This is a genomic window from Proteiniphilum sp., from assembly GCF_034331125.1.
GTDB classification, from domain to species: Bacteria; Bacteroidota; Bacteroidia; order Bacteroidales; family Dysgonomonadaceae; genus Proteiniphilum; species Proteiniphilum saccharofermentans.
Map to the genome: position 1 here is coordinate 1 of NZ_JAXQGC010000056.1, position 22441 is coordinate 22441.

The following is a 22441-nucleotide window of genomic DNA, read 5'->3' on the forward strand; positions in this document are numbered from 1 at the left end:
ATTTCCCTTCTATTTCTTTGTCAATGGTTTGAGGGAAGTGCGAAACATGAGTAATACTATTATGAAAAAACCACGATGCAAATATAAAAAAGAAATTAAATCTCAGCAAATAATTTCAATAAAAAATAAAAAAATATCGTTTTTTGTCAAATTGTAAGCAAAATTAGACAACCGGCAAACCCATTCCTGTTATTTTGCGGTATAAATCAAGCGCATAGACATCGGTCATACCAGAAATGTAATCGATCACCGATTGAGTTTTGCCATAAAGGGTCGTAGAATCGGTTTCATACTGCTCCGGAATCCTGTCAAGAAGAAGTTTTGAATAGGCATGTTGGGGATTCCGAATGGCATCCGTGAAAACATCCAACAGATATCCAATAATCCGGTAACCGGCCAATTCAATATCGAGTACGTCTTTAGATCGATATATATATTGCAGGGCAAATTCGGCACATCGTCCATAAGCCTTTGCTATCACAGGGGAAACATTTCCGATAAGTGTGCCGGAGAATTCTCCTGCAAGAATCTGGCCTTCGTTTGCAAGAAAGAGTGCCGAACATTCACCGACCAACAGGCCGATCACAGCGGAACGTAAATAGGCGATCTGCTCGTTTACATCGGTCACGTATGATAAAATCCTCACACATCGCTCCCGGCTCTCACCTTCAAAAAAACCGAGGAACAGTTCTATGGCCTTCTCTGTAGTTAATAGACGTAACTTGTGTGCATCTTCGATATCCATCACCTGATAACAGATGTCATCGGCAGCCTCCACCAAATACACCAATGGGTAACGGACAAATCTCAACGGAGACTCGTTTTGTTTGAGTATACCCAGGTCTTCCGCGATCTGACGGTAATCGTCCTCCTCTGAAGCGAAAAAACCGAATTTATTTTTCCCTCCGCTTAATTCCGAAGAGTAAGGATATTTCACGATAGAAGCCAGTGTGGAATAGGTCATCGCAAAACCTCCCTCCCGCCTTCCCCTGAACTGGTGCATCAGCAACCGTATGGCATTGGCATTCCCTTCAAAGCAGGTGAAATCGCTCCAGCGGCCCCCTTCTTGCTCTACCTCGCTCTTCAGAAAAGCTCCCTTTCCCTCAGAAAAGAAAGTGGAAATCGCCTTTTCACCTGAATGGCCAAACGGCGGGTTTCCCATGTCATGCGCCAAGCATGCAGCAGCAACAATTGAGCCGATCTCTTCGAAATGGGCTTCTGATCCGGGATATTTTTTTCGCAATTCACGTCCTACGTTTTCTCCCATGGAGCGGCCGACACTAGCGACCTCCAGGCTGTGTGTCAGTCGATTATGTACAAAAATGCTTCCCGGCAACGGGAATACCTGCGTCTTGTTTTGCAACCGGCGGAAAGGCGACGAGAAAATCAACCGGTCATAATCACGTTGATACTCCGTACGTTCATGTTTCTTCGCATTCTCATAATGCTCCATTCCAAACCTCTTTGCAGATAATAAACGTTCCCAGTCCATATAATTTCATTTATACAGGCAAAGATAACACCAACTGTCCGAAAAATTGGATCATTGACATTTTTTTGATAAGATTATCGTTATGATACCTGTAGAATTTCCACAAATAAGACTAAATTTGTATCCTTATTACAGAAAGGTTTATCAATGACTGACATTATCAAGCACGAGTGCGGGATTGCAGTAATCCGCCTCCTCAAACCCCTCGATTATTATTATAATAAGTATGGGAGTTGGCAATACGGGTTGGACAAGATGTACCTGCTTATGGAGAAACAGCACAACCGTGGCCAGGAAGGAGCGGGACTGGGTGCTGTGAAGCTGGAGGCTTCTCCCGGTAACGAGTTTATTTTCAGGGAACGGGCACTGGGATCAGGCGCCATTTCGGAAATATTCTCCCATATACACACATCGTTTCAGCAATTCACAAAGGAACAATTGAATGATATAGAATTTGTCAAAACATCGGTCCCCTTCGCTTCGGAACTCTTCATTGGGCACCTGCGGTACAGTACTACCGGAAAGAGCGGCCTCAGCTATGTACATCCGCTCCTGCGCCGCAATAACTGGGCATCGAGAAGCCTTGCCTTAGCGGGAAATTTCAATATGACCAATGTGGACGAGATGTTTCATCAACTTCTCCAGGAAGGGCAGCATCCGCGCGATTATGCCGACACGTTTGTCATGCTCGAATCCCTCGGTCATTATCTGGACCGGGAGGTACAATACCAGTACGATCATCTGGATAAAGAACAGATGACCGGCCAGGAAGTGAGTCGTCAGATCGGGGAAAAACTAGATATCCCTTTTTTGCTGAAACGGGCATCCGGAATCTGGGACGGCGGCTACGCCCTCTGCGGGCTGATCGGTTGCGGCGATGCATTTGTACTGCGTGATCCATGGGGCATCCGCTCTGCATTTTATTACCACGACGATGAAGTGGCCGTAGTAGCGTCGGAACGCCCGGTCATCCAGACGGCATTCAACCTGAAGAAAGAAGATGTGCATGAACTCAATCCGGGCGAAGCCCTGATTGTAAAGCGCAACGGCTCTATCAACCTGCATCAGATACAGGAAAAGAAGAAAAAGATCACCCCTTGCTCTTTCGAACGGATCTACTTTTCACGCGGCTCCGACCATGACATCTATCTGGAACGAAAAAAACTGGGAGAATTGCTGGTTCCCAAGATCATGGAAGCCGTAAATGGCGATTTCGACAATACGGTATTCTCTTTTATTCCTAACACTGCAGAAGTAGCTTACTTCGGCATGTTACAGGGATTGGAGGATCATTTCAATCATAAGAAGGCGCTCACGATCCTTGAAAAAGGAAACTCACTAAGTAAAGAAGAGATTGACGCAATCCTTTCCAAACGGGTACGTTCCGAGAAAGTGGCGATCAAGGATATCAAATTGCGGACCTTTATTGCACAGGGAAATACAAGAAACGACCTGGCCGCACACGTCTATGATGTGACCTACGGATCATTAAGAAGAGGTGTGGACAGCCTGGTGATTATCGACGACAGCATTGTCCGCGGGACTACACTCAAACAGAGCATCATCAAAATACTGGACAGGCTCAATCCGAAAAAGATCATCATCGTATCCTCTTCACCACAGATACGTTACCCTGATTGCTACGGAATAGACATGTCGAGGATGAGCGAATTCATTGCTTTCAAAGCAGCCATTGAACTGTTGAAGGAGCGTGGCATGCAGTATGTGATCGACGAGACATATAAAAAATCGGTAGCCCAGCGGCATATGAAAAAGGAGCATATCGTCAATCATGTAAAGGATATTTACGCACCCTTTACAGATGCAGAGATCTCCGACAAGATTGCACAGATGCTCACATCCAAAGATATAAAAGCCGAAGTGAAGATCGTCTTCCAAAGCATTGAAGACCTCCATAAGGCATGTCCCAATAACGGAGGTGACTGGTACTTTTCAGGCGACTATCCTACCCCGGGAGGTAACCGACTTGTAAACAATGCGTTTATTAATTATATCGAAGGCCAGGAGAACAAATCCCACCAATATTCGTTAAACTTCTCAAAGAGCAGCGAATGATTGAACGCATCATTATCATAGAGAATGTGGATCCGGTTGTCTTTTTCGGCATCAACAACAGCAATATCCAATTGATCAAGACACTATATCCCAAGTTGCGTATTGTGGCTAGGGGTAACGTGATCAAGGTGATCGGCGAGGAGGAAGAACTTATCGGTTTTGAGGAGAAGATCCACGAGTTGGAGAAGTTCAGTAATGAAATGAATGTGCTGAGAGAAGAAGATATTCTGGATATGGTAAAAGGCAAGGCGCCTGCTATCGTGAATGTGGACAATCTGATTATCCACGGCCTGAACGGGAAGCCTATCTTAGCCCGTACTGCCAATCAGAAAAAACTGGTAGAAGCGTTCGACGAAAACGATATGGTATTTGCCATCGGCCCGGCCGGTTCGGGAAAGACTTATACCGCCATCGCACTGGCAGTCAGATCCCTTAAGACAAAGAAGATACGCAAGATCATCCTAAGCCGTCCCGCCGTGGAAGCGGGTGAAAAACTGGGCTTTCTGCCCGGGGATATGAAGGAGAAGATCGATCCCTACCTGCAACCACTCTACGATGCATTAGAGGATATGATCCCTCCGCTCAAATTGAAAGAATATATCGAAAACAAGATCATACAGATTGCTCCGCTTGCGTTTATGCGGGGGCGCACACTGAACGACGCGGTCATCATTCTGGACGAAGCCCAGAATACCACTAAGCCGCAGATAAAGATGTTCCTGACACGGTTGGGACTGAATGGAAAAATGATCATCACGGGCGATATCACACAGATCGACCTACCCCACTCGCAACAGTCGGGATTGATCCACTCCATGCAGGTGCTGAAGGGTATCAAAGGTATCGGTACAGTAGAGTTCAACAAGAAAGATATTGTACGCCATAAACTTGTACAGAAAATAGTGGAGGCGTATGAGAAAAGTGAAGAATGAAGAAAAATCATCACATTAATAAATCAGTAAATCATCAAATCAGTTAATATGGATGCATTGACAAGAACAGATTACAATTTTCCCGGACAGACGGGTGTGTATCACGGAAAAGTACGCGATGTATACAGCATCGGTAATGAGACACTGGTAATGATTGCCACCGACCGTATTTCGGCATTCGACGTAGTACTGCCAAAAGGCATTCCATATAAGGGACAGGTGCTGAACCAAATCGCAGCTAAATTCCTCGATGCCACAGCCGATATTGTGCCTAACTGGAAAACAGCTTCCCCCGACCCGATGGTGACGATAGGGCATCAGTGCGAACCCTACAAGGTGGAGATGGTAATCCGCGGTTATATTACCGGCAGTGCATGGCGCGAGTATAAAAAGGGGACACGTATGTTATGCGGCCTCCCCTTACCCGAAGGATTACGTGAGAACCAGAAGTTCGAAACACCTCTGATTACCCCTACCACGAAAGCTGATGAAGGACATGACGAGAATATCTCGAAAGAGGAGATCATCGCACAGGGATTGGTCAGCAGGGAAGAATACGAACAACTGGAAAAATATACTTACGCCCTGTTCAAACGTGGCACCGAAATGGCAGCCGAGAAAGGACTGATCCTGGTCGACACTAAATATGAATTTGGCAAGAAAGAAGGCAAGATCTACCTGATCGACGAGATCCATACCCCCGATTCATCACGCTATTTCTACAGTGAAGGCTATCAAGAACGTTTCGAAAAAGGCGAAGAACAAAGACAGCTCTCTAAAGAATTCGTACGCAAATGGCTAATGGATAACGGATTTCAGGGACAACCCGGACAACAGGTACCCGAGATGACCGATGAATACTGCCGGAGCGTATCGGAACGATATATAGAATTGTACGAGAAAATTGTAGGCGAAAAATTTGTGAAAGCCGATACCGCCAATCTGGTATCGCGTATTGAAAAAAATATTACCGAGTATTTGCAAACTCACTAATGGTTATATGTCCAATCAGCTACAAAGACTACAAGAATGGCTTACAAAGTAGAAAAGGTAAACCCTTATAATCCCGACCAGCCGAAGAAGGAGCAGGTAAAGCGGATGTTCGATAGTATCGCCCCGAAATACGACAAACTGAACGGAACACTGTCACTGGGGATTGATGATTATTGGCGGAGCGATGCGCTGAAAGAACTAAGGAAATATCCCCACAAACAGTTATTGGATATTGCCACCGGTACGGGAGACTTCGCGGTCCTGGCACAGAAGATACTACAGCCGGAGAAGATCACGGCGGTGGACATATCCGAAGGGATGATGAATGTCGGCAAAGAAAAAGTTAAGGCAAAAGGATTGCAGGATATCATCACCTTCGAAGTACAGGACTGTGCAAATCTCACTTTTGCCGATAATAGTTTTGATGCAGCCACCATAGCTTTCGGAGTACGTAACTTCGAAGATATCGACAAAAGCTTTCAGGAAGTACTCCGTGTATTGAAACCGGGCGGCCTGTTTCTCTTTATCGAACTCACTACGCCACAAGAGACTCCGATGAAACAACTATATGCCACATATACCAAATATGTAATGCCGGTTCTGTCGGGGATTTTTGCTACTGAACAGCGCGCATACAACTATCTGCCCGAATCTATCGCTGCTTTCCCACAGGGAAGAGAGATGATGTTGATATTGAAAAAAAATGGTTTCACCAATATCCGGTTAAGAAGGTATACGCTCGGGATCGTCACCCTCTATATGGCAGAAAAACCTATTGACTAATGTGCCAATGTGCCAATAAGAATAATTAAAAAGAAATCGGAAGTAAAGAAGTCTTGGTTCTGTCATTTTCAATTTTCAATTTTCAACTTTCAATTTACGAATGGATACATATGGCTTGATTGGTTTTCCCCTAAAACACTCTTTCTCGGCAAAATTTTTCACTGAGAAATTTAATCGTGAGGGGATCAATGCAGAATACTTGAATTTCGAAATCGAGGATATTCAGGAACTCCGTCATATCCTTCTTTTCAACCAACAACTGAAAGGTTTAAATGTAACCATTCCCTACAAGGAACAGGTAATCCCCTTTCTGGATGAAATCTCACCGGAAGCACAAAAAATTGGTGCTGTGAACGTAATCAAAGTGGAGAGGAGGCCAGGAGATATGTATTATTACAAGCTTGCCGGTCACAACACGGATTATATAGGATTTAAACGATCAATTGTGCCGCTGATAGATCCGGCATCTCACAAAAAAGCTCTGATATTGGGTACCGGTGGAGCATCGAAAGCAGTTGCCCAGACGCTTATAGACATGAAAATCGAATGGAAACAGGTATCACGTACACCCGGGAATGACAGATTTACCTATGGCGACCTTTCGCAAGCGGTCATTTCAGAGTATACCCTTATTATAAATGCTTCCCCGGTAGGCACCTTCCCTGAAATAGATCATTGTCCCGATATACCCTATAATCTTCTCTCGTCCCGCCATTTATTGTATGATCTGATCTACAATCCCGAAGAGACACTTTTTCTGCAAAAAGGAAAAGCACAGGGTGCCACGACCAAAAACGGCAGGGAGATGCTGGAGCTTCAGGCGCTGGCTGCCTGGGAGATATGGCAAAAATAACCGCCCCCTTACTTCTCTCAGTAAAGGGGCGATCGCGTCCTTAGTCATTGTATTAAGAAGAATATGTTAACTAAGAAATATATAGAGGTGCGATAGTGTAGTTTGTTTGTTTTTTACAATGACATCGGAATTTCTGTTTCTTCCTGTTGTTGTTCCTGAGAAGCTGGCGGTGCTACTTCTTCTCCTTCATTATTCAGGTAGAATACTTTTTCAGACTGATCCGCCTTACTGGTACCCTTCACCTCGGTGACAGCTTGCTCTGCGTTGTATTTCAAAGAGGTGATATCATAGGTCTCGGCAATAGTACGGATAGTTGCCTGTACTTTTTCATTCAAATCTTCCAACTTAACATTCACAAATCCGTTGTCTTGCATCACTTCCGACAATTCAGCCGATGGAGTTTCCTGTTCTATTGTTCCTGTCTCTTCGGACTTTGCCGGAGCTTCTACTTCTTTTCCTTCAGCATCAAGATAAACTTTCTTGACAGACTGATCATCTTTTTTCGTAAGTTTCACTTTTGTGAGTTGCTTCTCCGCATTGTACTTAAGCGATGTTATATCATATTCCTGAGTAAATGCGCTGATCGCTGCCTGAACAACTTCGCTAAGATCCTGCAACTGCACTTCAACAAAACCATCATCGTCTAAAACTACTGCCACAGTGGGTTGTTCTTGAATAGCATGTGCTTTATAGACGTTTGTCGTAATAAGCATACCTGTAATAATTGCGACTGATAAAATAACCTTTTTCATAACAATAATTTTTTAGAAAAATAAAAACTGCATTGATTGAATTTTTATTCCGTTTGTTTTGGTTGTTTTGGCGACCATTCGCCGACAATTATATATCAAATCAAATACCAAACAATACAAAGAAACCACGTACATATCATAAGGCACAGACTACAAACATCTTACCCTTTTAACATAATAAATATGCCAGACACCATTGTTGTGGAAAAAATGTGGAAATTGTGGAAAAATTCCACAACCAGGATGTACAATTCCACAATTAAGAGGTGCCCCGGAAAAATTCAACGAGCCGGACTATTTGAGTCGCAAGCTCCTCGATTTTCGATCCTGCGTTCGGCAAAACGAGTAAACTCGTTCTGCCCTCTCTTAACAGAATAGTTCAAACGAACTTGGTTTTTCTCTTAGTTTTCACTATATTTGAATTGTTTTTGATCTATATAAAGTATCAGGAACAGTCCCTTGCTACTTTTATAAGGGATTCAAGTTCCGTATGTATCTTTCGAGATGTATGCAATTGACTTGCGAAACCTGGGTAAGGGATCTAAAAATTGGACGAATGGAACAAAAAAAATCACCGGAACAGAGAGTCAGGATAAAAATAGGATTGATATTTCTTGTGGTCATTCTCTATTTTTCCGGATTATTCGTCTACTCTTATTCCCTTAAAAAGAATATGGACCTCCAAAAATTGGAGATGGACAATTCCTATAAAGTCCTGTCCCAAAGCAATCAGTTAATTGTATCCATACAACAGGCACAGGATGTGTTGAACATGTACCTCTCATCTCCCCGGCGAGTACTCCAACAGCAATACGATTCTATTTCATCCGACATATCCCTACAAATACTGAATATAAAGAATATGAAGCCGGAGAAGGAGCAAGATGTGCTGCTACAGGATATAGATTCATTACTACAGGAAAAAAACAGGATTGTACGCAGGTTAACGGGACTCTTCAGGTCTCAAAATCCTCTTACGGAACTCGACCAAAAAATCAACAGTTACGATGAAATTATCCAGGATTCTGTCATAGTGATTACCAGTACCGACACGACAAAGGTGGTAGAAGAAACCCCGAAAAAGGGATTTTGGAACCGTCTGAGAAATGTTTTTGACCCCCAACACACACCCGATACAACCATCAATATTATACGAATCGAACAAGAAGCAAGGTCAACCTCAAGAGTAGATACCGTCATGTATGCCGATCTGAAAAATATAACGGAAGAGGCATCGAAGTCCTACTTCACCCGAATACAGGGGATTGAGAGAGAGGTGCGAGAGCTCCTGGTTGCCGAACAAAATATTTCACTCCACATTTCCCAACTTACTAATGAGTTTTATAATGAAACCATCCAGATCGCATGGAGTGGAACAGAAAACAGCGAAAAGCTCACCCAGCGGATTTTCCGATTTGCCATTGTCGTTGGTGCACTTTCCATCTTTTTTATTCTTATCATTATTTTTTTCATAATCGACGATCTTAATAAAGGACAAAAAGCACGGGCGGACCTGGTAAAGGAGAAACAACTTACGGAAGAGTTGATCGAGAGCCGGCACAAATTGCTGTTATCCGTATCGCACGACGTTAAAACACCTCTGAGTTCCATGATGGGATATATGGAAATGTGGGATTCGGAAGAGAGCGACGAAAATAAAAAGCGGCAACTGCAATCTGCCCGCAATTCGGGAAAACACATTCTGAATATGCTGACCAATCTGCTTGAGTTCTCGCGCCTGCAACAGAATTCGGCCAAACTGCACTATAGTCAATTCAACCTTATTGAGTTGATGGAGGATATCACCCGCATGTTCCAACCTTTGACGGATGAAAAATCATTGGACCTGAAGTTGGAAAATCTGGCCTCTTCCCCATTGTATATCAATACAGATTACACAATCCTAAAACAGATACTTACCAATGTAGTTTCCAACGCCGTGAAGTACACACTCCAAGGCGGTGTCGTTATCCGATTGCAAAATAAAGACCAACTGATTTTCACTGTTACCGATAGCGGTATCGGCATGGATTCCAACGAGCTGCCTGAAATATTCAAGCCTTTTTCCCGCATGCAAAATCCATTGAAAGCAGAAGGGAGCGGCTTCGGAATGTACGTCACAAAAGGATTGGTAGACTTGTTAAAAGGAACTATCGCGGTGACATCGGAGAAAGGAAAAGGAACCTGCGTCACCATCACCCTTCCTATACGGCAGGTATCGGGAAAAGATGCGCCGGCCGGTAATGGCCGCAACTCCGTTATACCCGGCAGCAACAACCCTGTACAAAAGGAAATACAGTTCCACAAGATACTGCTCTTTGAAGATGATATTGCATTGGGAAATATGATCAGGGAGTATCTTGTCCGCAACGGGTATAAGGTAAAACTATGTAGTAATCCGGATGACGTGAATGGATTTCTGAGAGTAATCTCCTTATTCGACATCGTATTTACCGATATGCAAATGACAAAGATAACGGGGACGGATATCCTGCGCGAGATCAGGAAAAGAGACAGCAGGATACCTGTATGGTTAATGACGGCCCACGACGACTATTCCACTGAGAGATCTCTTTCGGAAGGATTTTCCGGCTTAATAAGAAAACCTATCCAGATGAGTGGGCTTGCTGATATCCTGTCGAAGGAAAAAAAGATCCTGGATAAGGAGAAAAAAATTCCGGTAGAGGAAGAAAAAAATCATACAAAGGGAGACAATATCCAACAACTGGAAGAAATGAATTCCACAGATGAAGGAAATGCCCTTAGTGAGAAATTCCCACAACTTTCCGCTCTTTTTCAGGAAGATGAAGAATCCATCAAAGATATCCTGGCAGGTTTTGTCGGGTCGGCCACTAAAGATATGGACACACTCGCAACATACATCGAAGAGGGTGACTTTGAGAAAGCACAACAACTAAGCCACAGGATCCACCCCTTCTTTAGTCAGCTTGATGCCGATCACATGTGTGTGGTTTTGCGCAAAATGGATAGGTTGCGAGGAGAAGACGAATCATCCTATCCCAATTGGAAAGAAGAGTTATTAAAAACAGTTGAGGAAATAAGAAAATTCACTGGAGATATCAGCAATAACTACTTGTCATAAGATTGTTTCGTTGTAGGGGATCCCCACCCTATAGACCAATATTGTACTGATGCATTTTATTGTAGAGTGTTTTCCTGTCGATCTGCAGGAGGATAGCGGCTTTGGTCTTGTTCCCTTTCACCTGCTCAAGGGCCCTCAGTATTCGTTCTTTCTCCTCCTCCGGCTCCACCGAGAGAGAAATATCCATTTTTGGGAATGATTCTTCCTTTCTTGTAGTGAGTAGGGGTAAACTGTCGGCTGTGATGATGCCACCTCTTGTAAAGAGGACAGCCCTACGGATTACATTTCGTAATTCTCTCAGATTTCCAGGCCAGTGATAGTTCTTCAACACCGCCAACGCATCGGGGGAAATGACAGCCACCTCCCGGCCAAGTTCCCTATTGGCTTCTTCCCTGAAATGACCTGCATAAGATGGAATATCTTCCACACATTCCCGCAATGATGGTACCCTGATCATGAATTCATTCAAACGGTGGTAGAGATCCTCCCTGAAATTTCCCTCTTCAATCGCCTTCTCCAGATTTTCATTAGTAGCAGTGATAATCCGCACATCTACATCCAGATCCGTCGAAGTACCTACCGGCCTCACCCTCTTCTCCTGTAAGGTACGAAGCAACTGCATCTGCACTCCGTAAGGCAGATTACCCACCTCATCAAGGAACAGAGTTCCGCCATGTGCTTCCCGGAAAAAGCCGGTTTTATCTTCTATCGCGGAGGTAAAAGATCCTTTTTTATGCCCGAAAAGTTCACTCGGTGCCAATTCAATCGACAAACTACCGCAATCCACCGCGATAAAGGGACCGCTAGAGCGGTTACTCCGGGTATGTATAAGACGCGCCACATGCTCCTTTCCGGTTCCGCTCTCACCTACGATCATCACCGCCATCTGGGTGGGTGCCACTAAATCGATATGGGTGTACATTTGCAAAGAAAGCGGGCTTTGTCCCTCCACAAACACCCTGGTCTCCTTATTATATTTTCTCTCGGGTCGCGGTTTCTCAAGAGGAGCAAGATTCTCCTGCTTCGCTTCAAAAGCCGCTTCAATCTTTTTTGTAAGGATATCGGGATTGATGGGTTTTTCCAGAAAATCGAAAGCACCCAGTTTGATAGCCGACACAGCCGTCTGGACTTCACCGTAACCAGTCATAATAATTACCGGTACCGACAGACGCTTTTCGTTCAACCAACTCAATAACATAATACCGTCGCCATCAGGCAAACGCAGGTCAGAAAGCACTATCTGGAAAGGTCCGGATTGAGAAAGCGCCTCCTGGGCCGCCACCATGCCTGAACATAGTGTTGCCGAAAACCCGTTCCGTTCGAACCATTTTTGAAGCATAAGCCCAAAAGAACGATCATCTTCAACTATCAGTATTCTTCCGTTCATCACCTCCCCAACCAGTAATGGTGTAAAGATAGTGGTTTTTCAAAAAAATCAGCTAATTTTGACGTCAAAAAGCCACATTTTATATGAACAAATTACCGTTATATGAAGCCGACTCGAGGTTGAAAAGAGTACAACAAACTATCACAGAGATGGAAGCAGACGCCTGCATCATCACTTCATCCGTTAATCAGTACTGGCTCTGTGGATTTATTTTTGACGGATTTATGTTCCTATTCCCGGAAGGGGATCCTATTTTATTTGTGAAACGCCCTTCCAATATTGTGGATGAACGTGCAAAACAGATCCGTAAACCGGAACAGATTCCCGATATGTTACGAGAAATCGGAATATCTTTACCCAAACGCATTCTGGTCGAAGCCGATCAACTCTCTTTCAGTGCGGCCACTCGCTTACAAGCGGCATTGGGTATGCCGGAAACTAAGAATATTTCAGGGGAAGTAAGGAAAATACGATCAGTAAAATCTGAATACGAACTGGAGCAGATGCGTGAGAGCGCCAGGATTCACGCCTATGTATATGAATTAATCCCCTCTTTATATCGTGAAGGAATGACCGACCTGGAGCTACAAATAGAAATAGAACGTCAGATGCGCCTCCATGGATCAGTCGGTATCTTCCGCTCCTTCGGCGAGAATATGGATATTTTTATGGGTAGCATGCTGGCCGGAGATAATGCCCAGGCAGCATCACCCTATGATTATGCCCTGGGTGGAGCAGGGATCTCTCCGTTGTTACCGCTGGGAGCTAACGGCACAGTACTCCTGCCAGGTACTACCCTCATGGTAGATATGGCAGGAAACTACCGCCCATGGATGGACGATATGACCCGCACTTTTGCAATTGAGCATACTCCTGATATGGCCTATAAAGCACATCAGGTCTCCATCGATATACATAATGCCATCATGAAGAACTTCCGAGCCGGAGCCCTTTGTTCCGAGCTCTATTTGCTGGCAGAAGAGATAGTTAACCAAAATGGGTTAGCACCCTATTTCATGGGCACTATACAGCAGGCCCAATTTATTGGTCACGGTGTAGGACTGGAAATCAACGAACCTCCGGTACTTACCCCACGTTCGAGAGAGGTGCTGGAACCGGGAATAGCATTTGCCCTGGAACCTAAATTCGTACTTCCGGGTATTGGTGCTGTGGGGATAGAGAATACCTACGTGGTACACGAATCGGGTTTTGAAAAGATCACTCTCTGCGAAGAAGCGATGATTGTATTGTCATAAATCCAACTTTCACATGTATATCCGACTATCTCTATACAACTTGCAAAAAGTTTACTTATTAAAGTATAGCTGTTGCTCACTGAAAGCCACCTAAGAGACATCTTAGCAAATATTAGCAATTTTACATTATTCTTATTATATTTGCAGCCAAACATTGGATGTCATCGATGAAAAACTGTTTGGTCATATTTTTTTTCCTGTGCCATTTCCTACCGGCGTTTCCTGCACATTTTAAACACATCGGGATGGGAGAAGGGCTCTCCCAGACGTCTGTGATGTCTATTCATCAGGATATATTAGGACGGATGTGGTTTGGGACACGGGAGGGAATTACCATTTATGATGGGAATAATACCATTGTTTACAAACCCTGGGCAAATGGAGAGAACAGAGACCCTATGAAAGTGCTCTACGGGAATGAATGTGATTTTATCCGAAGTAACCGGGAGGGAGACGTTTTTTTCAGGACAGACGGTGCTTTGATGCGGTACGATATCCGCAAACAGGAATTCCATATAGTTCGCACGAATGGAGTCAGGACACTCTCTACTTACAAAGGAGATATATGGAGTGTAGTTGAAGATTCGTTATTCACGTATGATCCGAAAGGAGATTCCCTCCAATTCCGGGCGAAAACAAATTGATCATTCTGACACGTGGGTAATTCCTCTGATTCCTTCTCACATCCTGCCATTGCAATTAGTGTAAACAGGAGTGACATCCCAAATAACAGTTTTTCCGTTTTCATTGTATATATCTTTAATTGATTGATAAATTTACATGTAGTTCAACATAATACCGCTCACTTGCAAACTCTGTTCACAGGTAGTATCTAAAGCCCGATGGCAGATATGGATTCATATTTTCGGCTAATTCTATGGTAAAAGTATTAAATATTTGATTGTTAATCAAGATAAATAATAAGATACACCCATTCATTTATAAGATGCAAAAAAACTAAAAACGTTGCATAGTTATGGTTAAATTTTTCGCCTTCCTCCGACCGTATCTGTACTACCCTACCAAATCCGGACGGCAGGATAAGGAACACAAAGAACAAGGCAAGTTTTCACCTTTGGCGACGAAAACTTTGCCTTTATATATATGGTAGGTAATAAATATACCTATTGTCTGTCTTATCTGTTATTCGAAAAGGAATAAGGGAAATCCTCACGCTGAATTCCTCTCTCCTTATTGGGCTGGGAACTCATCCTGAATGTGATCTTACCCCCGTTCATCAGGTCGCCATGGGTAAGGAAATTCTTTGTATATTGTTTGCCGTTCAGTTCCATCTCTTCGATATAGCGATTCCCCCTTGCATTATCCGTTGATTGGATCTGCAGAGTTTTGCCATTCTCCAGGTCAATCTCTACCGATTTAAAGAGCGGTGAACCGAGGATATACTGGTCACTGCCTGGACAAACAGGATAGAATCCCAATGCGGAAAAGACGTACCAAGCGGAGGTCTGACCATTATCCTCATCGCCGCAATAACCGTCAGGGGCAGCGGAATAGAGCTTATCCATGATCTCCCTGGTCCAGTATTGGGCTTTCCACGGTTCACCGGCGTAATTATAGAGATATACCATATGCTGGATGGGTTGGTTTCCATGTGCGTACTGCCCCATATCCATCACCTGCATCTCACGCATCTCATGGATCATGGAGCGGCTCTGCATCCCCTCCAATCCGGGAATGATAAAGACGGAATCGAGCATATTGACGAATTCCCTGCGTCCTCCCATCAGGTCGATCAATCCCTGTGGATCGTGGAAGACCGACCATGAGTAGTGCCAGCTGTTCCCTTCGGTAAAATCACGGCTCCAGTCGGTCGGATTGAACGAGTCGGAGAATGAGCCGTCGTCCGCACGACCCGCCATCAGTTTATGTTTAGGGTTGTAAAGATTCCTGTAGTTCATCGCCCGTTCGCCGTAGATAGCAATTTCCGGTTCCGGCTTACCTAAAGCTTTTCCCAGGCGATAGATGGTCCAGTCGTTATAGGCGTACTCCAGCGTACGGGCCACATTCTGGCTGATCTTCACATTATTGGGGATATATCCGTACTTGTTATACTCTGCATAACCGGTACGACCCGAAGCCGGCACTGTGGGATGCACGTTGTTGGCGCCATGCTTGAGCGCTTCCCAGAGCGTTTCGATATCGTATCCTCTCAATCCCTTTATATATGCATCGGCTACTACCGAAGCGGAGTTATTACCCACCATGATATTACGATGTCCCGGGCTGGCCCACTCGGGAAGAAAACCACTCTCCTTATAGGCATTCACCAGTCCTTCCTGCATCTTCACATTTTCGGAGGGATAGACAAAATTAAGGAAAGGGAAAAGACTCCTGAAAGTATCCCAGAAACCGGTATCGGTGAACATATAGCCCGGAAGCACTTCCCCGTTGTAAGGACTGTAATGGTATATATTGCCATCGGCGTCGATCTCGGAGAGATTTCTCGGGAAGAGCAGTGTGCGATAGAGGTTAGAGTAGAATGTTCTCAGGTTATCGATATTGTCATCCTCTACCCTGATCCGTCCCAGCACTTCATTCCAACGGGCTTCTCCCTTTTCCCTGATGGCTTCGAACGAGTCGTCTCCCAATTCCCTCAGGTTGAGTAATGCCTGCTCCTCACTGATAAAGGAGGAGGCTACCCTGGCATGTACCTGCTCTCTTCTGGATGTCTTAAAGCCGATCACCGCACCGGCATGGTTTCCGGTAAATTCCTTCTCATTTTCGGCAATCTCGCCATCTTTTACTGCAGCAACATAAGTAAAAGGTTTATCAAAAATAATCACAAAGTAGTTCCTGAAATTATCAGGGACTCCACCGCTGTTGCGGGTAGTATAACCCACGATCTTTTGCTCTTCAGGGATGATGCGGATAGAGGAGCCTTTGTCGAAAGCATCGGTAATGATATAGGCGCTATCGTTCTCCGGAAAGGTAAAACGGAACATGGCAGCGCGTTCCGTAGGAGTGATCTCGGTGGTTATATCGTAATCGGCCAGGTAAACCCGGTAATAGTGGGGTTTGGCTATCTCCGCCTTATGGGAGAACCAGCTCGCCCGCTCTTCCTCATCAAAAACCGGCTTTCCGGTAAGAGGCATCAGCGAGAACTGGCCGTAATCGTTCATCCAGGGACTGGGCTGATGGGTCTGCTTGAACCCCCTGATCTTATCGGAATGGTAGGTGTACATCCACCCGCTACCCATCTTACCGGTCTGGGGTGACCAGAAATTCATCCCCCAGGGCAGGGCAATTGCAGGATAGGTATTCCCGGTAGAGAGCTCATACTTGGAATCGGTTCCCACCAATGTACTCACGTAATCAACCGGATTATAAGGCTGTGCACTCACCTCCGGGAATATCCCCAGGAAAAAAACAACATTCAATAACAGGACTTTCTTCATATAATTTATATATTAGAGTAAAGCACAAAGACGATTTACTGATTTGTAGATTTACTGATTAGCAGAGTAATCATCACATCATTAAATTATCACTACTCGTCCCGACTTGTCGGGATCAACAAATTAATTATTACCATTCCAACTGCACTGCGATACCATCGGGATCGTTCTCAAACTTCAGGAAAACAGTTCCGCTCTCATTATCCCAGGAGAATTCGTGATCGACAGGTTCACCGGCGCTGTTCATCACCTTGCAGGTTGTAGCTTCTTCCGGCAAGAGAATACGCATCACATTCGTAGTGTGGATCGGACTTTTCGCGATAAAGCTGTAGCTACTATCTTCTCTCTTCTCGTCACTCACACGTGCTGCTGTCGCCAGTACACAGGGGTGCTCCCTGTTTTCTATCACATCGATATCATACAGCAACGCTTGCTGATCCGGATTCACCACTTTTTTCCGCAGGACCGGAATTTCCGGATCAAAAAGATCGATAAAGCGACCCTCCACAATAAAAGGCAAGGTACCGACCGACTCATCCAGTACGGAAATCATCCGGTAAGGGCCTCTTTTCAGGCTGAAATAGTTTTTCAAAAGGAGTGGTTCACCCGATATCTCGCCATAGGCTTTCTTTAATAAGTCCAGAAACAAGGCATCTCCATTTTCGGCCAGGACAAACTCTTTAGGATCGTTCCGCAGGACATGGACCTTTCCGCTCCCTACAGTATATTCACCTGCTGCATACGGCTTTGGCAATCCCAATTCTTCAAAAAGGTGTGCGGAAGCAGTCGCATAATTATTTCCACCGCTGTTCCACCACTCCGTCACCTGCTGAAAGGGATCGTCGTCCCTCCCGCAGTAGAGTAATACACCTCCATCTCTCACCCATTCGGCCAGTAAGCGGTGTGACTGCCACTCCATAGGTTTCATGCCGGAGTAGGAAGCGATCAGGATTTTAATATCTTTCAAAGTTTCAGGATAGGCCAGATTCTCCATATGCACGGTCTGTACCGGCACTCCTCTTTTCAATAGCGGAAGCGTCTGCCCGTAGAAGTTAGCCAGTTGGGGGTCTTCATACCCGTCATGTTCGGGAAAACGCTGAAACATCAATGAGTTCGACATAAGTACCCCTATACCGTGCGATCCGTCCACCCGATTCTCACTCTGCGGCATCAGATTCAATGTATTGACCATCACCTGCATCTGGGTGGAGTAATGGCGGGGGATCCTTTCTCTCTTATCACTATCGGGACTGGTACGGTATAGCCCCTCATAGATCCGTTCCGGCCAGGGCATCACCTCATACTTATCGATACGCGGATAGAGTAACTTAGCCGTAAAGGTAGCTTCATAATTTTTCTTGTAATCCACCCAATCGCGTGGCCAGTCCTCAATCGGATCTGTAAGGAAGAACATCTCCCTGCCCGTAGGGGCAGTCATCGATTCCATAGAGCCGTATTCAAGAAATGCCGTTTCAAAAACCCGTTCTTTCATTTTGCCATTGAAATAGTTCGGCTCACGGGAAGTGCCGGTCCATATCTGGGCGATATAACCGTCGACCGAGGGAAGCGAGGCCAGGCTTGCTTCCGGACTGACAATCATCCATTGGGCGTAATTGACCAGGGAGTGGGTGGGGACATAGCATTTCACATCCATCCCCTTGCTCTTCCCGTATTCCTTGGCAAAAGAAAAGACCTCGTCGAGAGCATTATAATAGAGATGATATTTCAGTTTATTGGACAGATAGGTATTTTCGGGGGACAGATGTTGAGGTCTCCAGTCAAAACCATAATATTTTTTCCATTCCCGCTTGAAGGCTTCGCTATATCCGGCCCTCGCCCAGAATTCAGGTTCTTCCATGAAGATAACATCAATACCGGCATCGATCACTCTCTTCACATGCATCTCCTTGAGATAGCGCAGGAAATTCTCCGACGGGACAATATAAGGCACCATATGTCCATGCCAGATGGTATCGCCGCTCTGCTGCACCTGTCCTTCGTCGAGATGCATCTTGCCATCCCATTTCCCGGTAAAATAATCCTGGTATTCACCCCATGCTATCCCGGTCATAAAATGGGTTATATAACCTCTGTCACGCCAGGATTGTACCCGGTCTTCAAAAGGTATTCTTCTTGATTTATCGGAAGGATTTCCTCCTACTCCATACACCATCACGGCATCTGATCTCACATCAATAGTGGGCCTCCACTCCCGGGATGTCTGGAGTGTAGTTTTCACTTTCTTCTCCTGTTGGGCATTCAATGGCAGCAAAAGACCCAATCCGATAAACAGGGTGATCATTGATCTCTTCATAGGTTATATTTTATTAAAAAGAAGTTTAAAGTCTTTCCTTCGGTCAGAAAGACTTTAAACTTCAAATATAGTATATTTTTACGGTACCAACACCTCCAATGGTGCATTATAATTCCACCGGCGGGTGCCGCTACCTTTAGGCGTATCGTAGTTTATCCGGGCTGCGGCACGGATAAAGACAACCCGCCCGGATGGGATCGTTCCGTTGGATTCTATAGTGACTGTCTCTCCCAGCAGGTTGTTGAAAGAGGTGCCGGAATATTCGATGGAACTCGACCACCGCTCATCGCGGGCACGGTATCCTACTGTGGGAGAATAGCTCACGAAAAGCTGAATATCCGTCACATTCAGGAAGCTGTTACTATAACCGCCCATCGGTTCAATTTTCTCACGGAATTCACCTTCCGATACTCCACGGGTCACTTTCACCTTTGCCCGCACCTTACCGTTAATTACCTGAGGTTCATCCACCCATTCCACTTTCAGGAATGGTTGCACTTCAAACTTGACCTCGGTCACACCCTCAATATCCACATCCTGCGTTTCGTCGGCAAGAGGAACACCACGGTCGTCTTCCCTTAACAGGGGAATGAACGGACCGTCAATACGGACATTGTAGTGTCCTTTGAACAGTTTCGTGTTCCGGAAAGTACCGTCGGGCATGCAGAAAAAATCGGGATTATGCGTCACATTATCTCCCCAGCTGAGTTCTGTAAGCCGTACTCTGATCCCTTCGCTCCCCTGGTCGGTCAGTACCGGCTCTCCGGTAGCTGCATCCACCACTACTCCCTGTAACGTCTCTTTGGGAGCTTCATAGTTATCCAGCTCAAACATACTGCAGGAAGATACAGAGAGCAGGGCAACCAATATTATAAAATATGCGATCTTCTTCATTTGATTAATTTTATTAGAGTAAAGCGTAAAGATTTGGGATGTTTGATTTGGGATATGGGAATTAAAAATGAATCACCACATCGTTACATACATCATCACATCACCGAATCATTACATTGTGAAATATTATCTGTTGGGTTGCTGATCGATAACCGGACTCTTGGTCACTTCTCCGCCTGGAATACCAAAGTAGTAATCTATAATATTATACTCAAAGGTTTTCAGGCTGACCCACTGGAAGCGGGCATCGAAGAAATATTTTCCACTCCCGGTAGAGAAGAAAGGATAGAGACCGCGGAAGCGATAACGGGTATTGCTGCTGAAGGAATCTTTATTTCTCACTTCACCCCAGAAGCCATCCCGGTTTTCGTAATGCTGTACTCTCCAGCGACGCAGGTCCCACTTTGTCTTATGTTCCAGCGCCAACTCCTTACGTCTCTCTTTTCGCACGATATTACGCCCGCTCACATCGGGAGTGACGGAACCGGTAAGCAAAGTTGCACCTGCCCTTTCCCGGATATCATTCACAGCATCAGTGGCTACCTGCATCAGATCTGCACCGTCGGGAGAGGGTTCACCGAACAGAGCAAGTTCAACGGCAGCCTCTGCGGCATTCAATAATACATCGGCATAACGCATCAGTACAAAATGTTGATCCGATTTTCCTTCACCTGCTTCGAAAGAGGGATCGGGATTCAGCCATTTCCTTCCATAGAGGCCGGTCAGGCATCCTTCCCCATTGTCATAGAAAGGGCCGTTCGCGCCGGCTGCTGTCATCTGTGTGCCGTTATATTCAACCAATTCCTGACTATTGCCCTCTCTCGGACTAAGATAAAGGGTTTTGGGATTCGTTCTGTAAGCATCCAGATGCTGATATCTGGTTTCAGCTGTCTGATAAGAATAATCATTAAAGAGCGGACTAACAGGTTCGTTTCCGGTATAGATACCGGCACGTATTTCGATATCTCTTCCTTTGAATCGATCGCCCGGAAAAATCACATAGGCTCGCAGCCGCGGTTCAGCTTCGGCAAAGAAGTCGAGAGGAGAGTCATACATAAGGTATTCGCCCTGGGTGTTGGAATTGCCGGTAGTTACTTTCACCGTACCGTCAGGATACCTGTCAAATCCTTCGAACAGTTCCAGAAAATCGAGCGTCGGACAGGTGCCGGAAGCGAGTGGTGCTTTAAAGATAAAGGGGGCACTATAAGCATCATATCCGTGAGTCATAGTGGGATAGGAATATTGTTTCACATAAATGTTCTCAGGACTTTCGGGATCACTGAACATATCCACCATATTCTGATATTGTGCTTCGGAATTATTGGCAGCCCATCTTTTCTTGTAAAGAGCATAGTTTCCGCTTTCGATCACTTCCCGGGCAGCGAGGTAGGCTTCCTTGAAATATCTTCTGGAAGCTGCTTCCCATGCGTTTTCAGCAAAACCGATTACACGCACTCCGGTCTTTTCACCGAAGCCGGTAAGACGGCCGGATACCGTTTCATTGTATTTAGCCACACTTCCGGCATATAACATTGCTTCCGATTTAAAAGCCAGTGCAACATATTTGTTGGCGTAACCTTTTTTGGGACTTGCCGGCTGTAACAGTTCAACCGCCCGGTCGAAATCGGCAAGCACCTGGTCCCAGGTCTCCTCCTCACTTGCACGGGGCACCTCCAGGGCATCCTGTTCTGCAGGATACTGAATGACCTTTGTAACCAGCGGCACGCCGCCAAAACGCCTTGCCATGGCATTGAATACAAATGCCCTTACAAAATAAGCTTCACCCAAATAGTGGTTATACATGTTTTCAGGGAAAGAACCTTCATAGAGAGGCAGATTCTCAATCAGGTAGTTTGCATCCCTCAAAAGAGTAAAAGCTTTACCCCAGTAAGGAGTTCTCTCACCTCTAAAAGCAGTACTGATACCGTCACGATTCAGTGCTTCACCCGTACCCTCAATACCCAGTGCTCCGAGCCAGGAATTGAATTCTACACCCCATTCTGCCATGTATTTGAAATCTTCAAACGGCATATTACTATACATACGTGCCAGATAGATATTCATACCCGACTCGCTGGTCAGCAGATCTTCATCACTGATAATATTCTTCGGCGGGATATCGAGATCCGCACATGAGGTGATGAAGAGAAGCAGTACCAATATTAATTGATATATTTTGTTCATACGATT

Annotated in this window: 15 protein-coding genes; 8 read left to right on the plus strand and 7 right to left on the minus strand. The window is 45.1% G+C overall.

Annotated elements, in window-relative coordinates; genetic code table 11:
• Positions 1-163: 163 nt before the first annotated feature.
• Positions 164-1492, minus strand: coding sequence for a dGTP triphosphohydrolase (gene dgt, locus U2P89_RS13460; protein WP_092027262.1), 1329 nt, complete (start codon positions 1490-1492; stop codon positions 164-166).
• A gap of 147 nt (positions 1493-1639) precedes the next feature.
• On the opposite strand from dgt, the gene U2P89_RS13465 reads away from it, so the two are divergent.
• The 5 genes from U2P89_RS13465 to U2P89_RS13485 all read left to right on the plus strand — a co-directional run bounded on the left by U2P89_RS13465 (position 1640) and on the right by U2P89_RS13485 (position 7129).
• Positions 1640-3568 (plus strand): amidophosphoribosyltransferase, encoded by a 1929-nt coding sequence (locus U2P89_RS13465; RefSeq protein ID WP_091905845.1) that lies wholly within the window; start codon positions 1640-1642, stop codon positions 3566-3568.
• Positions 3565-4500 carry a PhoH family protein gene (locus U2P89_RS13470; RefSeq protein WP_091905847.1) on the plus strand — a complete coding sequence of 312 codons (936 nt, stop codon included), beginning with the start codon at positions 3565-3567 and terminating at the stop codon, positions 4498-4500. The genes U2P89_RS13465 and U2P89_RS13470 overlap by 4 nt, the downstream gene beginning before the upstream one ends.
• Positions 4501-4548: 48 nt before the next feature.
• A complete protein-coding gene (locus U2P89_RS13475) occupies positions 4549-5493 on the plus strand; it encodes a phosphoribosylaminoimidazolesuccinocarboxamide synthase (RefSeq protein ID WP_092027266.1) in 945 nt (314 codons plus the stop codon).
• A 36-nt stretch (positions 5494-5529) separates the two neighbouring features.
• Entirely contained in the window at positions 5530-6276 is a 747-nt protein-coding gene (gene ubiE / locus U2P89_RS13480) for a bifunctional demethylmenaquinone methyltransferase/2-methoxy-6-polyprenyl-1,4-benzoquinol methylase UbiE (RefSeq protein ID WP_092027268.1), read from the plus strand.
• A gap of 100 nt (positions 6277-6376) precedes the next feature.
• On the plus strand, positions 6377-7129 hold the full coding sequence (locus tag U2P89_RS13485) for a shikimate dehydrogenase family protein (RefSeq protein WP_092026824.1): 753 nt from the start codon (positions 6377-6379) through the stop codon (positions 7127-7129).
• A gap of 113 nt (positions 7130-7242) precedes the next feature.
• Here U2P89_RS13485 and U2P89_RS13490 read toward each other — a convergent pair whose 3' ends face one another.
• Positions 7243-7842, minus strand: a complete 600-nt coding sequence (locus tag U2P89_RS13490; protein ID WP_076931247.1) for a hypothetical protein — start codon at positions 7840-7842, stop codon at positions 7243-7245.
• 595 nt (positions 7843-8437) lie between these two features.
• Here U2P89_RS13490 and U2P89_RS13495 point away from each other — a divergent pair.
• On the plus strand, positions 8438-10984 hold the full coding sequence (locus U2P89_RS13495; protein WP_322191643.1) for an ATP-binding protein: 2547 nt from the start codon (positions 8438-8440) through the stop codon (positions 10982-10984).
• Between the two features lie 28 nt (positions 10985-11012).
• Here the strand turns inward: U2P89_RS13495 and U2P89_RS13500 are convergent, their stop codons facing one another.
• Complete coding sequence (locus U2P89_RS13500) at positions 11013-12371, minus strand: sigma-54 dependent transcriptional regulator (RefSeq protein WP_322191644.1); 1359 nt, start codon at positions 12369-12371, stop codon at positions 11013-11015.
• An 83-nt stretch (positions 12372-12454) separates the two neighbouring features.
• On the opposite strand from U2P89_RS13500, the gene U2P89_RS13505 reads away from it, so the two are divergent.
• The gene (locus U2P89_RS13505; protein WP_322191645.1) at positions 12455-13627 is read left to right on the plus strand and encodes a Xaa-Pro peptidase family protein; all 1173 of its coding nucleotides are present in this window, start codon (positions 12455-12457) and stop codon (positions 13625-13627) included.
• Positions 13628-13872: 245 nt separating this feature from the next.
• On the plus strand, positions 13873-14271 hold the full coding sequence (locus U2P89_RS13510) for a two-component regulator propeller domain-containing protein (RefSeq protein ID WP_322191646.1): 399 nt from the start codon (positions 13873-13875) through the stop codon (positions 14269-14271).
• Between the two features lie 492 nt (positions 14272-14763).
• Here the strand turns inward: U2P89_RS13510 and U2P89_RS13515 are convergent, their stop codons facing one another.
• The 4 genes from U2P89_RS13515 to U2P89_RS13530 all read right to left on the minus strand — a co-directional run bounded on the left by U2P89_RS13515 (position 14764) and on the right by U2P89_RS13530 (position 22435).
• A complete protein-coding gene (locus U2P89_RS13515) occupies positions 14764-17043 on the minus strand; it encodes a GH92 family glycosyl hydrolase (protein ID WP_322191647.1) in 2280 nt (759 codons plus the stop codon).
• A gap of 130 nt (positions 17044-17173) precedes the next feature.
• Positions 17174-19345 carry a hypothetical protein gene (locus U2P89_RS13520; RefSeq protein WP_416188642.1) on the minus strand — a complete coding sequence of 724 codons (2172 nt, stop codon included), beginning with the start codon at positions 19343-19345 and terminating at the stop codon, positions 17174-17176.
• Between the two features lie 90 nt (positions 19346-19435).
• Complete coding sequence (locus U2P89_RS13525) at positions 19436-20251, minus strand: DUF3823 domain-containing protein (RefSeq protein WP_092120822.1); 816 nt, start codon at positions 20249-20251, stop codon at positions 19436-19438.
• A gap of 126 nt (positions 20252-20377) precedes the next feature.
• Positions 20378-22435 (minus strand): RagB/SusD family nutrient uptake outer membrane protein, encoded by a 2058-nt coding sequence (locus U2P89_RS13530; protein ID WP_092120819.1) that lies wholly within the window; start codon positions 22433-22435, stop codon positions 20378-20380.
• Positions 22436-22441: the final 6 nt, after the last annotated feature.